Annotated in this window: 15 protein-coding genes; 9 read left to right on the top strand and 6 right to left on the bottom strand. The window is 69.0% G+C overall.

What is annotated here, in order from left to right; all coding sequences use genetic code 11:
- Together B0W88_RS11670 and B0W88_RS32965 are read right to left on the bottom strand one after the other, a co-directional pair.
- A partial coding sequence (locus B0W88_RS11670; protein WP_144006728.1) for a PAS domain-containing protein occupies positions 1-253 on the bottom strand: 253 nt, incomplete at its 3' end.
- Positions 254-421: 168 nt separating this feature from the next.
- Positions 422-1,525 carry a CAP domain-containing protein gene (locus B0W88_RS32965; protein ID WP_144006727.1) on the bottom strand — a complete coding sequence of 368 codons (1,104 nt, stop codon included), beginning with the start codon at positions 1,523-1,525 and terminating at the stop codon, positions 422-424.
- A 440-nt stretch (positions 1,526-1,965) separates the two neighbouring features.
- Here B0W88_RS32965 and B0W88_RS11660 point away from each other — a divergent pair, with 440 nt between their 5' ends.
- A complete protein-coding gene (locus B0W88_RS11660; RefSeq protein ID WP_077034825.1) occupies positions 1,966-3,069 on the top strand; it encodes an AraC family transcriptional regulator in 1,104 nt (367 codons plus the stop codon).
- Positions 3,070-3,072: 3 nt separating this feature from the next.
- On the opposite strand, the gene B0W88_RS11655 is transcribed toward B0W88_RS11660, so the two are convergent.
- From B0W88_RS11655 to argE, 4 genes are all read right to left on the bottom strand, one after another.
- Positions 3,073-4,374 carry a hypothetical protein gene (locus B0W88_RS11655; RefSeq protein WP_158080846.1) on the bottom strand — a complete coding sequence of 434 codons (1,302 nt, stop codon included), beginning with the start codon at positions 4,372-4,374 and terminating at the stop codon, positions 3,073-3,075.
- A 32-nt stretch (positions 4,375-4,406) separates the two neighbouring features.
- A complete protein-coding gene (locus tag B0W88_RS11650; RefSeq protein ID WP_077034830.1) occupies positions 4,407-6,557 on the bottom strand; it encodes a TonB-dependent siderophore receptor in 2,151 nt (716 codons plus the stop codon).
- Between the two features lie 85 nt (positions 6,558-6,642).
- Positions 6,643-7,953: an MFS transporter gene (locus B0W88_RS11645; RefSeq protein ID WP_158080845.1), complete on the bottom strand. Its 1,311-nt coding sequence runs from the start codon at positions 7,951-7,953 to the stop codon at positions 6,643-6,645.
- Positions 7,950-9,122, bottom strand: coding sequence for an acetylornithine deacetylase (gene argE / locus B0W88_RS11640; protein ID WP_198937823.1), 1,173 nt, complete (start codon positions 9,120-9,122; stop codon positions 7,950-7,952). The genes B0W88_RS11645 and argE overlap by 4 nt, the downstream gene beginning before the upstream one ends.
- A gap of 179 nt (positions 9,123-9,301) precedes the next feature.
- Here argE and B0W88_RS11635 point away from each other — a divergent pair, with 179 nt between their 5' ends.
- The 8 genes from B0W88_RS11635 (at position 9,302) to B0W88_RS11595 (ending at position 18,178) form a co-directional block, all read left to right on the top strand.
- A complete protein-coding gene (locus B0W88_RS11635) occupies positions 9,302-9,958 on the top strand; it encodes a PepSY-associated TM helix domain-containing protein (RefSeq protein ID WP_083748732.1) in 657 nt (218 codons plus the stop codon).
- An 83-nt stretch (positions 9,959-10,041) separates the two neighbouring features.
- A complete protein-coding gene (locus tag B0W88_RS11630) occupies positions 10,042-10,770 on the top strand; it encodes a TorF family putative porin (protein ID WP_077034822.1) in 729 nt (242 codons plus the stop codon).
- Between the two features lie 11 nt (positions 10,771-10,781).
- The gene (locus tag B0W88_RS11625) at positions 10,782-12,239 is read left to right on the top strand and encodes an amidase family protein (protein WP_158080844.1); all 1,458 of its coding nucleotides are present in this window, start codon (positions 10,782-10,784) and stop codon (positions 12,237-12,239) included.
- On the top strand, positions 12,232-13,848 hold the full coding sequence (locus B0W88_RS32565; protein ID WP_083748731.1) for an alpha/beta hydrolase fold domain-containing protein: 1,617 nt from the start codon (positions 12,232-12,234) through the stop codon (positions 13,846-13,848). Before B0W88_RS11625 ends, B0W88_RS32565 begins: the two co-directional genes overlap by 8 nt.
- Positions 13,845-14,861, top strand: coding sequence for a hypothetical protein (locus B0W88_RS11610; RefSeq protein WP_077034820.1), 1,017 nt, complete (start codon positions 13,845-13,847; stop codon positions 14,859-14,861). The genes B0W88_RS32565 and B0W88_RS11610 overlap by 4 nt, the downstream gene beginning before the upstream one ends.
- A 43-nt stretch (positions 14,862-14,904) precedes the next feature.
- Positions 14,905-16,197: a hydroxymethylglutaryl-CoA reductase, degradative gene (locus tag B0W88_RS11605; RefSeq protein ID WP_077034819.1), complete on the top strand. Its 1,293-nt coding sequence runs from the start codon at positions 14,905-14,907 to the stop codon at positions 16,195-16,197.
- Complete coding sequence (locus tag B0W88_RS11600; RefSeq protein WP_077034818.1) at positions 16,194-17,414, top strand: CaiB/BaiF CoA-transferase family protein; 1,221 nt, start codon at positions 16,194-16,196, stop codon at positions 17,412-17,414. Before B0W88_RS11605 ends, B0W88_RS11600 begins: the two co-directional genes overlap by 4 nt.
- Positions 17,414-18,178, top strand: a complete 765-nt coding sequence (locus tag B0W88_RS11595; RefSeq protein WP_077034817.1) for an enoyl-CoA hydratase/isomerase family protein — start codon at positions 17,414-17,416, stop codon at positions 18,176-18,178. Before B0W88_RS11600 ends, B0W88_RS11595 begins: the two co-directional genes overlap by 1 nt.
- Positions 18,179-18,227 lie beyond the last annotated feature (49 nt).

Genomic DNA, 18,227 nt, shown 5'->3' with positions numbered 1-18,227 from the left:
GGCCCCTGGCGAGCGCATGGCTCATCTCCGACTGAAGGCGCTGGCTCTCCTGGTCCTGCGGCGTGAACAGGCGATCGAGCGGCTGACCGAGCATCTCGCCCTCGCTCCAGCCGAGGATGCGCGTGGCGCCGGCATTCCACATGCGCACGCGACCATCGACGTCGGTGACGATGATCGCGGTCTCCGCGGCACTGTCGACGACCTGGCGCCAGGCGGTCGGCGGATAGTTCTCGTCTTGTACGGCGTCAAGCATTGGGAGTGTCCGTGGCGATCGACTGAGGCCGAAGCATTTGGCGAAGGCCTTTGACGCCGGGAATATGCCTGGCCAAACGCAGACGGGTGCCCTTCCTGGGCAACCGGCGTGCCACTCCGGTCGACCCGGCCAGGGCGCGCGCACGTCCACACGCTCCACGGCTCAGACTCAGAAGGTCGAGCGGGTCGTGAAGCTCCAGTTCCCGTTGAAGGCCACGCCGTTGAAGTGTCCGGCAAAGGTCGCCGTGTAGCTGGCATGCGCCACCAGCGGGGACTTCGGGACGAGGAAGACGCCATAGGCCGGATGACTGGCCGCATTGGCCGAATCGTCCAGCGTCTCGATACCTGCCGCCACGCTGATCGACGACGAGGACAGCACGAAGGCCGGCACCAGTTGCCCCTGTGCGTCGCGAAGCTCGAAGGTCTCCAGCGTGCCGCTGCCCTCACCGCTGCTCGATGCCGCACTCACCATGCTGGCGTAGATCGGCTGGCCGATCAGCATCGTCAGCGCCGCTGGCGGCCGGGGCTGCTCGCCGTCGGGCAGGTACGAGGGCATCGCATCGGACTGCCCTGGATACGGGTAGCTCACGAGCCTGCCTGCGGTGGCCAACTGCAATCCGCTCTTGTAGCCCATGTCCAGGACGCAGTAGCCTCCCGCGCTGGCGTCGACCTTGTATCCGATGCCCACATCGGCGGCCGGTCCCAGCAAGGCCGCCATGTTGTACATCGTGTTCAGCAGCACCGGCACGCACGAGTTGGCAGCACCGGGGGCGAAGTGGCCATAGCCGGTGCTGCTCTCCGTCCAGAACTGACCGGTGTAGCTGGCCGCCGTCACCCGTGCGCCGGGCAGGACTCCCGTATAGCCGGCATGCCCTTCAGTCTCCTGGTGAGGCGGTTCCCCGGGATTGGCCAGCACATAGGCAGAGTAGCTCCGCGCGGCGGCGGACAGTTGTTCATCCTGGCCCAGCGCGCCCGCACCCGCGCCGGCACGCACGAGGTTGAGGTAGTCGACACTGGCGGCCTCGGTGGCCGCTCCGGGAGCGGTCGTCGTGACCGTGCTGCCGGTGCTGGTACCGCTGCCGCTGCTCGTACCGCTGCCGGTGTCAGTGCTGCTGGTGCCAGATGTTGCCCCCGCGCTGGCGCCGGCCGCAATGCCGGTCGAGCTGTCACCAGCACCCCCGCCACCACCTCCACACGCGCTCAGGCCCGACAAGGCCAGCAGGATCAGCACACGAGCCGCTGGACTGTTGTTCTTCTCCTTCATCGTCGCCATGACTTGCTCCTCTGCTGCGGGCCTGCGCGAGCCCCAGGTCGATGCGCAGCGCAGGCATGGCAAGGCGCATTCCTTCCCCCGCATCCAAGGGGGAGGCTGGCAAGAGCAGGAGCGGTAGGTCAGCCGAGCGCGATGCTGCCTACGATCGCGGTGGCAGCCGGCGGGGGCTGCGCGCAGCATGGTGAGTTGACGGCTGCCTGAATACGCCCCAGCCGGGCTACGCCACGAGGATTTCACACGCAAGCCGGTAAAGACCTCACGCTGATCTTGCGCGTTAGGCGTATCGTCGCTTTCAACCGGCCTGGAATGCTTCACGCCGAGCTTTCGGTACGCCGAATAGCAAACAAGCAAATGCTCATCGTTGGTCCATCTCTGGCACATCTCTTGCGTTCAACTGCAGACGTCGCATGCCCACTGCGTGCCCCGGCAAAAGGAAGTCCATGATTCTTAGCGATCGCACCATCGAGGACATGCTCGGCAGCGCCGGTCGCCCGACCGAGGCCGAGCACTGGCGCGGCGCCACGCAGTCCGATGGCTGGCGCGAGCCGCTGGCGTCGGGACAGGGGTTCCGCCATCACTACGACGAGATCGTCGGCGATGGTGGCTGGGAGTTCCACCAGCTCAACGACGCCCTCTCCGTCGCGGTCGTCGACTTTCGCGCGGCCTGCGCAATCTCGCGCTCGCACCGGCACGACGACCACCTCGTGTTCTGCGCGATGCTGGAGGGCCGAAGCCCGATCTCCACCGGCAGCGACCCGGTCGGCGAAGACGACCTGGCACACGGCTTCTGCACCTTCTTCGGCCTGTCTCGCGGCGACGCCGTGCACACCGTCTACGAGGCGAACCGTTCGCTGCGCTACGTGACGGTTTTCCTGCGCTGCGACCGCATGCGCGACGTGCTCGGCATCGACGTCGAGGCCCTGCCCGCGATCTTCCGTGACTACATCGTCGAGGGGATCCCGATCGGACTGCGCCATGTGCCCTTGGCCAGCGGCGCCAGCATCGCGGCAACACAGGTGTTCGAGTGCCCCTACGAGGGCGAACTGCGCCGGCTCTACTTCATCGCCAAGGCGCTGGAGATCGCCTGCTCGGTGATCCAGTCCTATGCCGAAGACAGCACCGAGGCCAATGGCCCCGTGCTCCGGCGCGGCGATGTCGAGAAGCTCAAGCTCGCGCGCCAGTTGATCGAGACGAACCTTGATGAGCCGCTGGGCGTGGCCGACCTCGCCGCGACCGTCGGGCTGACCGTCAAGAAGCTGCAGCATGGCTTCCAGGTGCTGTTCCGCGGCAGCGTCGGGCAGGTGTACAAGCAGGTCCGCCTGTCGAAGGCGATGGTGCTGGTGAGCAAGAGCGACATCTCGATGCTCGACATCGCCATCGAGTGCGGCTACGAATGCCCGGGCAGCTTCGCACGCGCCTTCAAGCTGGCCTTCGGCGCCAGCCCGACCTCGGTCCGTGCCATGACGCTGCCCCGCGCTTCCGCGCAGACCGACGGTGCGGACAAGGCGCCGCACTGCCCGCGGCGGGGCTCGCTGGTCAACTGAGCGCTAGCGCCCTGTCCAGGCTTTCATCCGGCCTGGCAGGTGGCGCGCCAGGGCCGGATGAGCTTGCAGCGCCCGCTCGATCGCTTCGCCATCGCCATCGCGCAGGCGGACATCGAGGAAGGCCAGCACCAGGTCATTGACCGCAGCCAAGGCTTCGCCGCCTTCGATCTCGCCTACGCGAGCGTCGCGCTTGCCGCCATCCAGCAGCGCGACGAAATCGGTGAAGCCCATGTGCCTGGCGCCGGCCAGGCGCACGCGCAGCAGTTGCGGGTCGGTGCCGGTCGACTGCCAGGGCTCGTAGGCCAGGTCGTTGGGGCTGAAGTCCTCATCGCGCGCTTGGCCCTTGAGCAGCCCGTAGCGCGGCCAGTCGCTCAGCATCAGCAGCAGCGGCCGGCCGACCGGCGCATCGAACAGCGCGGGATCGAAGTTCTGGCCGTCCAGGTTCACCGCGGCGCGGCACTGCGAGACCAGCCTGCAACTCGTCGCCGCCGTCGCGCCGCCGAAGGACATGCCGGCGAAGGCCAGACGCGAGCGGTCAGCGGCAGCGAGCACCGCGCGCACGGCAGCCGGCTCGCGCCGCGCAACCACGGCCTGCGCCAGCGCCAGCGTGTCGGCCCGCCATTCCGCCAGCGAGCGGCCCAGGCGCGTCCGGCCGATCGCGTCGGCATAGACACCGAGCGCCTCGCGCCGGTCGGCCAGGCCGGCGCCACCGACGAGGGTGTCGAAGGCGCCGTTGAAACGCGGGTCGTCATGCGCGGTCGAGAAGCGGGACGCGACGACGCGGCCGTCCAGCAGGCGCTGGTCGGCCGCATCGAGCGGATGGGCGATCGAGATGACGATGTAGCCATGACTCGCCAGCCGCGCGGCCAGCGCGCTGTTCTGCTCGGGATAGAGCAGCAGGCCGTGGCTGAAGATCACGACCGGGAAGGCCTGGCCCGCGCGCCGCAGCGGGCGGGCGCCGACACGCACGCCGATGACGCGCGCGCCGGCCACCGGCTTCAGCTCCTCTTCCGTGTAGGCGAAGGTGCGTCCGATGCCCGGCAGGGTCGCTGCGGCCACGTCCGGTGCCAGGTAGGCCGAGTCATCGGCGGCGCGGGCACCGGCGGCCGGATACCAGACGAGCATCGGCAGGCGCCGCGGCCCGCTGGCGGGGTCCTCGAAGTCCAGGCGCCGGCTGGCATCGACGAACTCGCTGCGGACCACGCCGACACCGAAGGGGCCGTCTGGCGCAGGCAATGAGGCCGCGGAAGCAGCGAGGGCCGAAGCGGCCAGCGCGCAGGCGACGAGCGTTGACAGAGTCGGCATGAACACCTTCATCCGGCAGGAGCCCTCATCGGTCAGAAGCGCCAGTTCAGCGAGGCCGTGTAGTTGCGCGGGGCTGCATAGTAGCTGGCGATGTAGAGGCTGTTGATGTACTTCTGGTCGGCGATGTTGTTGACGTTGGCGCGCAGCGTGAGGCCGGGCATGAACTCCCAGGCGGCGAACGCATTGAGCACTGCGTAACTGCCCTGGCTCACATTGAAGCGGCTGTAGCTGTCGACGTTGGACGTGCCGCTCTGCCAGCGGCCGCTGACGCCGAGCGACAGCTTCTCCATCTGCGGTACGCGTGCCGACAGCGCCACGTTGACCATGTTGCGCGGCACCCAGGGATAGGTGGCGCCATCGGTCGCACCGCTCATGCTGATGTGCGTGTAGCCGACCACCAGGTCGGTGAAGCGGTTGATCTTGCCGGTGGCCTCCAGCTCGAAGCCTTTCGACTTGACGTCCACGCCCTTGTAGGCCCCGAAGGCGCTGCCTTCCAGGAAGACCGTGCCGACGTAGGTCGCCAGGCCCTGCTGGCTGGCATCGAAGTAGGCCGCCGTGGTGAGCAGTCGCTTGTCCAGCCATTCGCCCTTGATGCCGACCTCGTAGTTGGTGCCCTTGCTCGGCGAGATGTAGTTGTGGTCCGCAGTGAACTGCTCCTGCGGCTGATAGATGTACGAATAGTTGAAGTAGCCGAGCAGCGACGGGGTGAAGTCGTAGCTCAGGCCGACATACGGACTGGTGTTCTTCTCCGTCTGGTCGAAGGCCGTCGTGTCCGCATTCAGGCCGTCGCGGTGGTACTCGGTGAAATTGGCGCCGATGATGGCGTGCGTGCTGTCGGTCAGCGCCAGACGCGTCACGGCGTACGCGCGCTTGATGCGCTGGTTCAGCGAGGTGTAGAACGTGCTCGCTCCGAAGGTCGGCTCGGGAATGGCGTCGTTCGAATAGGGGAAGGCGGGCAAGGCACCGAACGCCGGTCCTGCGAAGGACGTCGGGTTGTAGTTGTCGACTCTCTCGCTGGTCGAGTAGCTCACGCCGAACGTCGCTTCATGCTTGCGGCCCAACAGTTCGTAGCGGCCGTTGATCGACAGATCGACAAGACGGGCGGTGATCGGGGACTTGCTCTTGTAGGCCCAGCCCGCAAGTCCCAGCCCAGTGGCCGGATTGATACCGGTCGACGAGTAGGCCATGAACAGCGTGGAGTCGTTGTCGGACGTGCGGTAGTTGTACGACGCCTTCACCTTCCAGTCGCCGAACTCATGCGTGTAGTCGACGAAGCCCGTTTCCGTGATCGTGTTCCAGTAGGTCCACTTCTGCGTGGTCGAGGCGCTGCGGTCCCATTCGAGTTGCTTCCCGTCGCTGTCGACGAAGGTCAGCGTGCCCCACATATTGCCGCTGGTGTCGGCCTTCTGGCGAGAGAAGCCGGCGGCCAGCGTGCCATGGTCGCCGATCTGGCCGTCCACGACGCCATAGAAGAAGTTGCGATCGCTCTTGAAGTCGCGCAGGTAGGAGCCGCCGTCCTCGGCGGCCACCATGACCCGGCCGGCCCAGTTGCCGTCAGCGGTCAACGGGGTCGAATAGTCGGCCTCCACGCGCTTGGTGTCCCACGAGCCATAGCTCAGGCCCACGGAGCCGCCGGCCTTGTTGGTCGGGCGCTTGCGCACGTAGTTGATCGTGCCCGACGCATTGCCCACCCCAGTCAGCAGCCCGTTGGCCCCGCGCACGACTTCCACCCGCTCGTAGCCGAAGGTGTCCATGGCGTTGGTGACGAGACCCCAGCCATTGGGCATGCCGACACCGTCGATCTGCGTGTTCTTGATCTCGAAGCCGCGCGACAGGTATTGGGTCTGGTTGGTGCCGACCTGCTCCACCCGGATGCCGGTCGCCAGGCGCAGTGCCGCGTTGATGTCGCTAGCGCCGAAGTTCCTCATCTGCTCCTGCGTGATGAAGCTGATCGACTGCGGCGTGTCCTTGGCCTCGAGATCGAGATTCGTCGCGCCGTTGCTGACGCGATTGATGCGCTGGCCCGTGATCACCACGGTGCTGAGGGACGACGCGGCTGCCGCGCCATCCTCCTTGTCGGCGGCCTTGGTGGTGGCGTCGCCGGCGGTCTGCGCCAGGGCCGGTGCGGCCATGATTGCCATTGCAATGGCAATCGATGTCAGCTTGGGTTCGGGGTGCTTCATCAGGGCATCCATGTGATGGTTTTGGTGTGAGTCAACTGTGACCTGATGTGTTGCGCGATGTTTCGCGGAACCGGCCGGCCACTTATCAATTCGATGCTGCTGCCCTCACCGCTTCGCCATCGCCGCGCAGGTGGCGCGATGCCATGCAGAAGCCGAAGGCCGACACGGCCGATCCGACCGTCGCGGCCAGCAGCGCATAGCGCAGCGCATCGGCACCCAGCGCAGGCTTGAGCAGGTCGCTGGCGATGCCGACGAACTGCGGGCCGAGCCCGAGGCCGATGATGTTGTCGATCAGGATCAACGTGGCGACCGCCGTCGCGCGGCTGCGCACCGGGACCAGCTGCTGGACCAGCGTGATCGTCGGCCCGACGAAGGCTGCTGTCAGCGCCAGCGGCACGACCGCGGCGGCCAGCGCGGTCGCGGTGTCCTGCGCGAGAAAGCAGATCGGCACCAGCGGCAGCGGCAGCAGCGCCGCGATGGCCGGCACCCAGGCATACCAGCGCTGGTCGGTCCGCCCGAGCCGGTCGGCGAAGTAACCGGCGAGATACGTCGCCAGGCCACCGCAGACGCCGATCGTCAGCGCCATCGTCAGGCCGATCTCCCGAGGCGAAAGACCATGGCTGCGCGACAGGAACAGCGGGAAGAAGCCGCCGAGCGAATAGGCCGTGAAGCAGGTCGTGGAGGCACCGAAGGCCGTCCAGCGCAGGGCCCGGCTGCTCCAGAGCAGGCGCATCACCGCACGCAGTGGCACGGCATCGGCCTTGGCCGCCGCGCTGTCCTGCGCGCCGCGCGGCGGATTGCGCACGGTGGCGAGCAGCAGCACCGAGATCACCAGGCCCGGCAGTCCGGCGGCGATGAAGGCGGTTCGCCAGCCCCAGGCCTGCGCGATCACGCCGCCGGCCGCGAAGGCGACCAGCACGCCGAGGTTGGAGCCGCTCGCGTAGATCGCCTGCGCGCGAGCCCGCTGCTGCGGCGGATAGAGGTCGGTGATCATCGTCTGCGACGCGGGCCCGGTCCCGGCCTCGCCGACACCGGTGAGCACGCGTGCCACGGCCAGTTGCCAGAACTGCACGACGAAGCCGCAGGCCATCGTCATCGCCGAGAACAGCGCCAGCGAGGCTGCGATCAGCCGCCGCCGGTCCGTCCGGTCGGCCAGCAGCGCCAGCGGCAGGCCGAGGACGGCATAGAAGAAGGCGAAGGTCGGCCCCACCAGCAGGCCGAGCGCGCTGTCCGAGAGGCCGAACTCCGCCTTCACCTGCGGCAGCAGCATCGGCAGGATCTGGCGGTCGATGAAGTTGACCAGGTAGATCGAGGTGAGCACGCCCAGGGTCCAGCCGCGCCCGCCTATCAAGCGGTCTGGCTTGGCTGCAGGGACTTCCAGGGGATCCGGACTCATCTGCAAAGCTCTTCGATCAGGCGGTCCATGAAGGTCTCGCTGGCCGCGAGCTGGCTGGTCTCGATGTACTCGTCCGGCTGGTGCGCCTGGGCGATCCATCCCGGGCCACAGACGACCGTCGGCAGGCCGGCCAGTTCGAACAGGCCCGCTTCGGTGACGAAGGACGCCGCCTGGCTGTCCGCATGGCCGCACAGGCGCGAGACCAGTTCGCACGCCGGAGAGCCGGCCGTGCCGGTCAGCGCCGGCACGTTGGACAGCGCTTCCGTACTGATCGAGCACTCGGAAAAGCGATCCTTCATCGATGCTTCAAGCTCGGCCGCGTAGGCCAGCACCTCGTCGATCACCGTCTGCGCCTCGGCCGGCGAGGTGGCGCGCACGTCCCAGATGAACTCGCACCTGCCGGCCAGGATGTTCGGCGCGGTGCCGCCCTGGATCAGGCCGACGGTGACGGTGGTCTGCGGCGGCTCGAATCCGTTGGCGGCCGGCGCGGTTCGCGCCAGGCGGTCGGCGATCTCGCCGATGCGCGTGGCCAGCCGCGCGGCGGCCATGTTGGCACTGACGCCCAGGTGCGTCTGGCTCGAATGCGCCTCGTGCCCGATCACCGTCGTGCGCAGGCCGACGATGCCCTTGTGCCTGTCGACGATGCGCATCCCGGTCGGTTCGCCGACGATCACGAGACCCGGCTCCGACACCTCGCTCGCGATCGCCTCGATCAGCGACGGCGCGCCGAGCAGGCCGACCTCCTCGTCGTACGACAGCGCGAAGTGGATCGGCCGCTTCAGCCGGGCGTCCAGCATCGCCGGCACGCGCGACAGGCCGGCGGCGATGAAGCCCTTCATGTCGGCCGCGCCGCGGCCGTAGAGGCGGCCCTCGCGCTCCGAAAGGGTCCAGGGGTCGGAGCTCCAGGCCTGACCGTCGATCGGCACCACATCAGTATGCGCGGACAGCACGACGCCGCCCGCCACGTCAGGTCCGATCGAGAACAGCAGGTTCGCCTTGCGGCCCTCGGCGTTGGCGACGCGCATCGATCTGACGCCCCGCTCGTCCAGCCAGGATTCGATGGCTTCGACCAGCGCCAGGTTGGAGTTGCGCGACGTCGTGTCGAAGGCAACCAGGCGTTCGAGCCATGCGCGTGCGCTGTCGGCAGTTGAGGAAGAAGCAATGGCCACGAGCGATCCTGTGAGTTTCAAGGTCCGGTCAGGATAGCCAAGCGGTCCCGCCCGCCGGATGCCGAAGCGGGCTGCGGCTTAGCCAAAACGGCCCGCAGCGGCCGCTGGCGCCCGTTCTGGCGAAGCGGGCCGCCGCTTTGGCGAAGATCGCGCACGGCGCCCTGGGTACGCTCTCCCCTATGACACTGCCATCGACTCCCTCACGCGCCACGCTGATCGCCTGGCTGCGCAAGACCCACGGCTGGATCGGCCTGTGGGGCGCCACGCTGGGCCTGCTGTTCGGCATCAGCGGCATCTGGCTGAACCACCGCGCGCTGCTGCCGCTGCAGCCATCCATCGAACGCCAGAGCAGCCAGCTGACGCTCGAAGGCCCGGCACCCGCGGATGCCTCCGCGATGGCCGCCTGGCTGCGGCAGACACTGGGCGGCCTCGATACCCCGACCGCCGTGCGGGTCGAGAAGGCCGGGCCGGCGCCGTGGGCGGACAGCGCGCCGGGTGCCTCGGGCGCTGCGGTGCCGATGCAGCCCGAGCACTGGACCCTCTACTTCAACACGCCCCGCGCCCAGCTCCAGGCCGACTACTGGCTGGGCAATCGCACGGTCAACATACGCCGCACCGAGGATGGCTTCATCGCCACCCTGACCAATCTGCACAAGGGCACCGGAATGCGGCTGCCGTGGATCCTGCTGGTCGACACGCTGGCCGGCAGCCTGATCCTGCTGTCGCTATCGGGCCTGGCGCTGTGGATGCTCACGCGGCGCAAGCGCACGGTGGGCCTCGTCATCGTCGGCACCGCCTTCGCCGTCACGGCGGGATTCGCACTGGCACGGCTGTAGCCACGCTCGCCGTGCCCGTTCCGGTTCATTGGCGTTCCTCTTTGGCGAAGAACCGCCGCATCGAAATCATTAGTCTTCAACTCATGAAATCTCGTTCTCTTGCGCCCTTCCTGCTCGCCGGCCTGGCAGCGCCCGGCATCCCGGCCTCCGCAGCCGAGCCGGCCAGCACCTTCCATTGGGACTCAGGCGCCGTGCTGGGCACCAGCCGGATGTGGCGCGGCCAGCAGCAGACCGACGGCAAGCTTGCCCTCAGTGGCGAGCTGAAGCTGAGCCATGACGGCGGCGCCTACGCGGGCATCTGGGCGGGCAGCCTCGATCTCGGGCCGGACACCGACACGCAGGCCGAGATCGACTACTTCGTCGGCTGGGGCCGGCGCTTCGGCAAGTGGAGCGTCAACGCCGGCTACCTGTACCGGCAGCGCCCTTCGGCCACGATGTCGCTGGACTTCCAGGAAGTCACCGCGTCGGTGTCCTACGACCTGGGCGCGGTGCGCCCCGGTGGCGGCGTGTACTACTCCTGGGACTACTTCCAGGGCGGCCGCTCGACCTACGTCTACCTCAACCTGCGCGCCCCCTTCGGGACCGTGCACGGCTTCCATCTGACAGGCTCCGCGGCGGTCGGCCACTACGACTTCAGCAATCACGCCATCGGCAACTACGAGGACGCGGACCTGCGTCTGATCGCGCGGCGCGGCGCCTGGCAGTACTCGGTCGGCCTCAGCGACACCAACGTCCGGGCCTCGACCTCGGGCCTGCTGACGCGCGACCGGTCGGGCGCACGCGCGCGTGCCGAAGTGCTCGTGATGTTCTGAAGGGCATGACGATGAACACCGAATTGACCCTGTCGGACGCTCGGGCGCTCGGCAGGCTGGATGCCCACGCGCAGGCGGCGCTCGTGCGCGACGGCGAACTGCCCGTGGAGGCGCTGGCCGAGGCGGCGCTGATGCGCATCGAGGCGATCGAACCCTCGCTGCAGTCGATCAGCCACCGGGCCGAGGCCGTGGCCCGCCGCGAGCTGCAGGCGCTGCCCGCCAGCGGGCTGATGCGCGGCGTGCCCTGGCTCGCCAAGGACTCGCTCGACTACCCCGGCATGCCCACGACATCCTGCTCGCGCAGCCGGACGGGCCGCACCATCGAGCAGGGCTACGCCTATGCCGACCGGCTCCGCCAGGCGGGCCTGGTCGCCGTGGGCAAGACCTCGATGCCGGAGTTCGGCCTGCTGGCCTCGACCGAGCCGCTGGCCGGCCCGGTCACCCGCAATCCCTGGTCGCCCGCGCATTCGCCCGCAGGCTCCAGCGGCGGCGCGGGCGCGGCCGTCGCCGCCGGCCTGGTGCCGCTCGCGCACGGCAGCGACGGCGGCGGCTCGATCCGCACGCCGGCGTCCTGCTGCGGCATCGTCGGCCTGAAACCCGGGCGCGACAGCACCGTGCGCGTGCGGGCGCGGCATGCGATCGAGGACCTGCTCGTCAGCGACAGCCTGATGTCCCGCACGGTGCGCGACACGGCCTGGGGCTTCGCCGCCGCGCACCGCGACCCGGCGCGGCCAGTGGTGCAAGGGGCATCGCGGGAGCGGCTGCGCATCGCCGTCGTCGACCATGGCCTGCGCGGGCAGGCGCCGCACCCGGACGTCACGAACGCGATCCGCCGCACGGCCGATCTCTGCAGTTCGCTCGGCCACCATGTGCAGGCCGCCACATGGCCGGTCGATGGCGACGCCGCACTGTCGGCCTTCGAGGATCTGTGGAGCCATCTCGCCGCCGACTGCGTGGACGCGGTGCGCCCATTGGCCGGCGGCCACCGGCTCGAGGACCACCTGGAGCCCTGGACCCTCGCGCTGGCCGAACGCGCGGCCCGCCTGCCGACCTCGGCGCTGGAACACATCTACGCCCAGTTCGCCCGGCTGCCCGCGACGCTGGCCGAGTTCTTCACCCGCTTCGACCTGCTGCTGTCGCCGGTGCTCGGGGCGCCACCGCCGCTGCTCGGCCGCTACGGGCCCGGCGTGCCGGCGGCGACGCTGATGCCCGACATGTTCGAGTGGATCGCCTACACGCCGCTGCACAACCTGGGCGGCATCCCGGCGATCTCGCTGCCGCTGTTCCAGAGCACCGAGGGCCTGCCGATCGGCAGCATGTTCTCGGCCGACCGCGGCCAGGAGGACCGCCTGCTGGCGCTTGCCTTCGAGCTGGAAGCCGCCTGCCCCTGGGCCGATCGCTGGCCTGCGCTGAACGCGACCGGCGCCGCGCCCACCCCTCATCCTTCAACCGCCCCTTCCCATGACTGACATCTTCCGCGCGCTCCATCCCGACGACCTCGTCGATCTGGTGCGTCAGCAGCCGCTGGCCTGGATTGTCTCGGGCGCCGCCGGCGCACTGAACGCCACGCCGCTGCCCGTCCAGCTGACTGTCGACGACGACGGGCACCCGGCCATGATCCTCGGTCATTTCGCGCGCCGCAACGCGCAGCTCGAAGCGCTGGCCGCTGACCCGCGGGCGACGATCCTGCTGATCGGGCCGAGCGGCTACATCTCGCCTTCCTGGTTCGCCGATCGCACGCAGGCGCCGACCTGGAACTACGCCAGCGCCGTCTTCGACGTCGAGGTGCGCGTGCTCGACACGCCGGCCGATGCGCGCCGCCTGCTGGAAGGCCTGGTCGGCCAGGTCGAAGACCAGCGCCCGGGACGCTGGCGCAGCACGGAGATGGGCGAACGCTACGACCGCCTGGCGGACAACGTCGTCGGCTTCGAGGCCCAGGTGATGCGCGTCCGCTCGAAGTTCAAGCTTGGCCAGGATGAACGCGACGACGTGTTCGCCGACATCCTGCGCGGGCTGGACATCCTCGACCAGCCGGTGCTGGCCGGCTGGATGCGGCGCTTCGCTGCGGCGCGCCCGGCCGGCGCGGTGCCTGCAACCCAGCCGCCGGCCTCGCCGCTGGACCCGGAGATCAAGCGTTTCATCGACGAGGTCGTCCAGGCAGGCCGCGCATTGACGGCCGAACGCGAGCGCACGCTCGGCCGCACGCTGGGCTGGACCGAGCGGCGCGAGGTCGCCGAGCTGTCGCGCAAGCCGTGGACGGCCGGCGGGCCGGTGATCGCAGAGACCCGCGAGGCGGTGGTCGAGTCCGACGCCGGGCCGCTGCGCCTGCGCATCTACGACCCCGCGCCGGGCCAGGCCAAGCCGACGCTGATCTACCTGCATGGCGGCGGCTGGGCACTGTTCAGCCTCGACACCCACGACCGCGTGATGCGCGAGTACGCAGCGCGCAGCGGCATGGCGGTCGTCGGCCTCGACTACGCGCTCGCACCGGAGGCGCCGTATCCCGCCGCGCTGAACCAGGTCGTGGCGCTGGTGCGATGGCTGGGCCTGCACGCGGCGAGCCTCGGGCTGTCGGCCGATGCACTGGCGCTTGGCGGCGACTCGGCCGGCGGCGTACTGTCGATGGGCGCGGCACTGCGCCTGCGCGACGGCGGCCACGGTGGCGCGGTCAAGGCGATCCTCAGCAACTACGCCGGCTTCAGTTCCGACATGTCCCCGACCGCCCGGCAGCGCTACGGCACCTCGGCCGACATGCTCAGCGCTGCCGAGGTCTCATGGTTCTGGGACAACTACATCGGCGCGCTCGCCGACAGGCGCGACCCGTACGCTGCCCCGTCGCTGGCTGCGCTACACGAGTTGCCGCCGACCTTCCTGGCTGTCGGTGAGTGCGATGTCTTCACCGAACAGAACTACCTGATGGCCGGACGTCTGCTGGAGGCCGGCAACGCCGTGAAGATCAAGGTCTACCCGGGTGCGCCGCACAGCTTCCTGGAAGCGGTGTCGATCTCCCGGGTCGCCAGCGAAGCGATCGACGATGGCGCGGCCTGGCTGCGCACGGTGCTGGGAGCCACGGCATGAACGGCGCCCTTCGATGCCTCGCAGGCCTTCTTCTTGCCCTCTGCGGCGTTCTGGCTCACGCCGGCCCGTCCGAAGCGCCGCTCGCCTACGAGGTCAAGGGCAGCACGCCCGGCGTCGAAGGCGGCTTCGACTACGTCTCGGTCGAGCAGCCCTCGGGTCGCGTCTTCGTCGGCCGCTCCTTCGGCGTCGAGATGCTGGACGGCGACCGCATGACCACGATGCTGGACAGGCAGGGCGTTGCCTCGGTCCTGCTGGTGGGCCCCGACCTGCTGCTGGCGACCCATCGGACCATGGATCGGGTCACCCTGATGGACCGCCGCAGCGGTCAGGTGCTGGCCACCCTCCCCGCCGGCAAGGGGCCGGACGGCGCGGCCTACGACGAGGCCAGTGGACGCGCCTTCGTCATGAACGGCGGCAGCCAGGACATCACCGTGATCGACGTCGGCTCGCGGCGCGCCGTGGCCCACATCGCCCTGGGCGGCACGCCCGAGGCTGCCGTCGTCGACGGCGCGGGGCGTCTCTACGTCAACCTGGAGGACCGCAACGAGATCGCCGTGATCGACATCGCAAGGAACCGTGTCACCCGGCGCTACGCGCTGCCCGGCTGCGACGAGCCCACCGGCCTGGCGCTCGATGCGCGCAGCGGCATCCTGGCCGCGGCCTGCCACAACGGCGTGCTGAAGTTCATCGACCATCGCGACGGCCGTGATCGCGGGCAACTGGAAATCGGCCAGGGCGCTGACGCCTCGATCTTCGACGCCGAACGCCGCATCGGCTTCGTGCCCTGCCTCGACGGCAGCCTCACGATCTACCGGCTCGACGAGCTCGGCCGCGTCACCGCGACCCAACGGCTGGCCACGCGCGACGGCGCGCGCACTGCCGCCTACGACAGCCGCCGCGACCGACTCTACGTCGCCGTGGCCGACGTGGAGCGCGATGCGGCCGGCCAGTACCTGCGCGCCCGCAAGAACTTTCAGCTGCTGACGATCGGCACCACCAGCGGGCCCCGCTGAGCCGATCCAACCCGATCAGAACCCAATTCGACAGGAGACATCCATGGCCGCCGACTCGCGCCTTCCGAACTTCCGCGCACTGAACCCCGCCGAGCGCCTGGCTCACCTTGCGCAGGCCGCCGGCCTGAGCACCGACGAGGTCGCGCTGCTGAGTCGCCCCGGCGCACTGCCGCTGGCACGCGCCGACGGAATGATCGAGAACGTCATCGGCACCTTCGAGCTGCCTTTCGCGATCGCCGGGAATTTCCAGGTGAACGGACGCGACGTGCTGGTGCCGATGGTCGTCGAGGAGCCGTCCGTCGTCGCCGCCGCCTCCTTCATGGCCAAGCTGGCGCGCGAGGGTGGCGGCTTCCACACCTCCAGCACCGGCCCCCTGATGCGCGCCCAGGTGCAGGTCCTCGGCGTCACCGATCCCTACGGCGCGCGCCAGGCACTGCTGAAGCATCGCAATGAGATCCTCGCGGTGGCGAACTCGCGCGACAAGGTGCTGATCGGCCTCGGCGGCGGCTGCTGCGATATCGAGGTGCACGTCTTCCCCGACACCGCGCGCGGCCCGATGGTCGTCATGCACCTGATCGTCGACGTGCGCGACGCGATGGGCGCGAACACCGTCAACACGATGGCCGAGTCGGTCTCGCCGCTGGTCGAACAGGTCACCGGCGGCAGCGTGCGCCTGCGCATCCTGTCGAACCTCGCCGACCTGCGGCTGGCCCGCGCCCGCGTTCGCCTCGCGCCGGAGGCGCTCAGGACCGAGCAGCGCTCCGGCGAGGAAGTCATCGAAGGCGTGCTCGATGCCTACACCTTCGCGGCGGTCGACCCCTACCGGGCAGCGACGCACAACAAGGGCATCATGAACGGCATCGACCCCGTCATCGTCGCGACCGGCAACGACTGGCGGGCCGTCGAGGCCGGCGCCCACGCGTTTGCCAGCCGCAGCGGCCGCTACACCTCGCTGACCCGCTGGGAGAAGGACGCGCGCGGCGCGCTGGTCGGCACGATCGAGATGCCGATGCCGGTCGGCCTGGTCGGCGGCGCGACGAAGACGCACCCGCTGTCTCAGCTCGCGCTCAAGATCCTCGACGTGAAGTCCGCCCAGGAACTCGGCGAGATCGCGGTCGCCGTCGGCCTCGCGCAGAACCTCGGCGCCCTGCGCGCGCTGGCGACCGAGGGCATCCAGCGCGGGCACATGGCGCTGCACGCCCGCAATATCGCACTGGTGGCCGGCGCCACCGGCGACGAGATCGACCAGGTCGCCCGACGCATGGCACAGGCGCATGACGTCCGCACAGACCGGGCCGTCGCGCTGCTGCAGGAGATCCGCGGGGGCGCTCGATGACCGCCGATGGCGAAGTCCGGGCCGGCCCGCTGGCCGGCGTCGTCGTGATCGACCTGACGCGCGTGGTCGCCGGCCCCTACTGCTCGATGATGTTCGCCGACCTGGGCGCGACGGTGATCAAGATCGAGCATCCGACCGATCCCGACTACGTTCGCAGCTTCCCTCCCTTCATCGACGACGGGGGCGGTGCGCGCAGCGGCTTCTTCGCCCAGTACAACCGCGGCAAGCTCGGCGCGCACCTGGACCTGAAAGATGCGGAGGGAAAACGCATCTTCCTGCGCATGATCGCGAAGGCCGATGTGCTGATCGAGAACTTCCGCCCGGGAACGATGGAGAAGCTCGGCCTCGGCCACGCCGTGCTGCGTGAAGCGAATCCTCGCCTCGTCTACACGGCAATCAGCGGCTTCGGCCACAGCGGACCGAACTCTTTGCGCCCGTCCTTCGACAACAACGCACAGGCCGCCGGCGGGCTGTGGTCGATGAACGGAGAGCCGGATGATCCTGTGCGGGTCGGCACGATCATCGGCGACCTGGCGGCCTCGCTCTACGGCGCCTTCGGCACGCTCGCCGCGCTGCGCCAGGCTGAGGCCACTGGCGTCGGCCAGATGGTCGACATCTCGCAGCAGGACGCGGTGCTGTCGCTGACCGAGAACGCCGTCGTCCGCTACACGATGGCCGGCGAGGTCGCGCGGCCGCTGGGCAACGAGCACCCCTTCGTGCGGCCTTATGGGCGCTACCCGTGCAAGGACGGCTACGTGTTCTTCGGCGCCTACACCGACAAGTTCTGGGCCGAGGCCTGCCGCCTGTTCGGTACGCCGGAGCACGCGCGCGACCCGGAGATCGACACGATGGCCAAGCGCTTCGACCTTGCCGTCTACGAGCGCCGCATTCGGCCCATCGTCGAGGCCTGGTGCGGCGGGCGCACGAAGGAGGAACTCGAGGAGATCGCAGGCGACCGCTTTCCGCTGAGCCCGATCAAGACGATCGACGAGGTCGTCAACGATCCACATATTCGTGCGCGCGGCATGATCGTGCCGGTCGCCTATGGCGGGCTGCGGGCGGACGTTTTCGGCTCGCCGGTCAAGCTGTCGGACGTGCCGCCTCCGACCGGGCTCACGGCGCCGCTGCCCGGCGAGGACAACGAGCAGGTCTTCCTGTCGTGGCTCGGCCTGGCCCCGACCGAGTACGCGGCGCTGCGCCAGCGGGGGGTCGTGTGATGGGCATCGAGTACCGGGTCGAAGACCGCATCGCGATCATCACCTTCAACCGGCCGGAGAAGCTGAACGCGCTGACCTTGGCGATGTATCGCGACCTGGGCCTGGCGTTCAAGCGGGCGCGCGATGACGACGGCGTGCGCGTCGTCATCCTGACAGGCGCGGGTGACCGGGCATTCTGTGTCGGCGCGGACCTGAAGGAGTCGATTCCGGCCCTCGCCCGCAACGAGATCACGATCTCGTCCTGGGACGAGGCCCACCTGAAGGGCGTCGGCCTGTACAAGCCGATCATCTGCGCGATCAATGGCCTGTGCCTGGGCGGCGGCTTCGAGATCATGCTGGCCACCGATATCCGCATCGCCAGCGCCGATGCCCGCTTCGCGCTGCCGGAGCCGAAGCTGGGGCTCGTGCCTGCTGGCGGCACGCTCGTCAGGCTCAAGCGACAGGTGGCGCATGCGCATGCGATGGAGTTGCTGCTGACCGCCCGGCAGTTTTCTGCGGAGAAGATGAAAGCCTTCGGCATCGTCAACGACGTCGTGCCTAGCGAGGCCGTGATGGGCACTGCCCTCGCATGGGCAAGGGAGATTTGCGAGCTGAGCGCGACAGCCCTGTCGCTGATCAAGCAGTCTGTGGAGCGCCTGGCCGACCTTCCCCTGGACGAAGCGTTTGAGCAGGAGTCGCGGTTCGGGCAGATCGCGTTCACCAGTCTCGATGCGAAACGCGGCCTTGTGGCCTTCGCGGCAGGACAGCGGGCTCGCTACGAATGATGAGAGCTTCGGTGTTCGCGCATGAGTGGCATTGCCGGTCGTAGTGCAG

This window comes from Pelomonas sp. KK5 (assembly GCF_001984095.1).
Classification (GTDB): domain Bacteria; phylum Pseudomonadota; class Gammaproteobacteria; order Burkholderiales; family Burkholderiaceae_C; genus KK5.
Note: the sequence above shows the minus strand (reverse complement) of the source record. Positions and strands in the feature narration are given on the sequence as shown.